Genomic DNA, 1,420 nt, shown 5'->3' on the forward strand with positions numbered 1-1,420 from the left:
GAATCGGGAATGGGGAATCGCAAGAGCGGTTTCCTGACAATTCCCTTTCCCTGGATAACTTCCACGCCCGCAAACCGCTTTTCCCTATTCCCCATTCCCGATTCCCCACTCACAGCCCAAAATGTCCGACAACTCCCCACGTCTGCTCACCGTCGCGGTCACCTCGCGCGCCCTGTTCGATCTGGAAGAGGGCCATGCCCTGTTCGAGCGGGAGGGGGTGGAGGCGTACAGCGCGTATCAGCGCGAGCGCGAGGACGATGTGCTGGCGCCCGGGGTGGCGTTTCCGGTGGTGCGCAAGCTGCTGGCGCTGAATCAGGGCACCCCGCCGGAGACGCCGCCGGTGGAGGTGATCCTGCTGTCGCGCAATTCCGCCGATACCGGGTTGCGCATCTTCAATTCGATCCAGCACTACGGCCTGGGCATCGTCCGCGCCACCTTCACCTCCGGCGAGGCGACCTGGCCCTACGTCAAGCCGTTCGGTACCGATCTGTTCCTCTCGGCCAACCCGGAATCGGTGCGCCGCGCGCTCAGCCACGGCATCGCCGCGGCGACCATCCTGCCCAAGCCGCCCGGCGAGCACGCGCAGGAAGCGGCCGCGGCCGCCGGCGCGATCGATGCCGATCGCCTGTCCACCCAGTTGCGCATCGCCTTCGACGGCGACGCGGTGATCTTCGGCGACGAGGGCGAGCGCTTCTCGCGCGAGCAGGGCGTGGAGGCGTTCGGCCGCTACGAGCGCGAGAACGCGCGCGAGCCGCTGACCGGCGGGCCGTTCCGTAATTTCCTGTCGGCGCTGCATGCGCTGCAGTCCGCATTCCCGGCCGGCGAGGCCTCGCCGATCCGCACCGCGCTGGTCACCGCGCGCTCCGCGCCCGCCCATGAGCGGGTCATCCGTACCCTGCGCGAATGGGGCGTGCGCCTGGACGAGGCGCTGTTCCTCGGCGGCCGCCACAAGGGCCCGTTCCTGCAGGCCTTCGGCGCGGACATCTTCTTCGACGATTCGCAGCACAACATCGACAGCGCCGCCCGCGAGCGCGTCGCCGCCGGGCATGTGCCGCACGGGGTCGCCAACGACATCGCCAAGCCGTGAATGCGGCGCCCGGCGGCGGCCGCTGGGCCGCGCTGCGCCGCCTGCTGCGGCAGGGAGCGCATGCGCCTGCCGACCTGCGTCCCGGACGGCCCTACGTGCGCCACGGCTGGCGCTACACCAGCCTGCAGTTCAAGGGCGAGGTGACCCAGAGCCGCATGTACACCTGGTGGCCGGACGTGCTGCAGGTGGGCTACACCCGCAGCATGCTCGGCGCGCTGCTGCTGCGCCCGGACCCGCGGCGGATCGGCATCGTCGGCCTCGATCGCCTCGATCCGCGCCTGCGGCAGGTGCCGGTAGCAGAACTTGGCCTGCGAACCGCCGCCGAGGCCGACG

At 70.2% G+C, this 1,420-nt stretch carries 1 protein-coding gene and 1 pseudogene; both read left to right on the top strand.

From position 1 onward, the window contains the following. The first annotated feature begins 121 nt into the window (after positions 1 to 121). Positions 122 to 1,087 carry a 5'-nucleotidase gene (locus CEK68_RS20680; protein WP_017907609.1) on the top strand — a complete coding sequence of 322 codons (966 nt, stop codon included), beginning with the start codon at positions 122 to 124 and terminating at the stop codon, positions 1,085 to 1,087. Beyond that, a pseudogene (locus tag CEK68_RS20685) lies at positions 1,084 to 1,420 on the top strand (hypothetical protein); the annotation flags it as partial. The gene CEK68_RS20680 and the pseudogene CEK68_RS20685, both read left to right, overlap by 4 nt.

It is taken from the genome of Xanthomonas sp. LMG 12461 (assembly GCF_009192935.1).
GTDB classification, from domain to species: domain Bacteria; phylum Pseudomonadota; class Gammaproteobacteria; order Xanthomonadales; family Xanthomonadaceae; genus Xanthomonas_A; species Xanthomonas_A sontii.